Source organism: Vibrio sp. 10N.222.52.C12 (genome assembly GCF_041474215.1).
Lineage (GTDB): Bacteria > Pseudomonadota > Gammaproteobacteria > Enterobacterales > Vibrionaceae > Vibrio > Vibrio crassostreae_C.
The window spans coordinates 1-440 of record NZ_JBFRTR010000260.1 but is presented as its reverse complement, the minus strand read 5'-3'; the positions used below and the strand labels follow the sequence as shown (position 1 = coordinate 440).

1 pseudogene is annotated in these 440 nt (G+C 40.9%); it reads right to left on the bottom strand.

What is annotated here, in order from left to right:
• Window positions 1–440: pseudogene (locus AB4623_RS24230) on the bottom strand (LamG domain-containing protein); the annotation flags it as partial.

Here is a 440-nt window from a genome sequence, read left to right as displayed (position 1 = left end):
ATCATGTGGTATATTAATATATTGATTTGAATCATTATTAAAGCCTCCGAAACCACAAGTTCCAAGAGAATCAATAGTTGGGATCGCAGATAATTCAGATGCAGGCTCTGGTGTTGCTCCATTCACCGATTTACCATGTAATTGGTTACCAGAGCTATCTACTACCTCATTGTTCGAGCCATTCCATGTTGTTTCATCTAAATGATATAAGGCAATCGGATCGGGTAGTGCTTCTATCCCACACGCACTTTCTGGCACGGTTTTATACAAACAAGTACCATCAACCACCGTTCCATTACTGACATAAACCGTCCCCCAGTTAGGTTGCCCTGCTTTAACATCACCAATAACATAAGAGTCATCGAGTTCTACAGTTTCAGAAGAACTCGTAATGTCACCAGAGACTTGGGAGCCCTCGATAACAATTTTGTTTGTAGTTG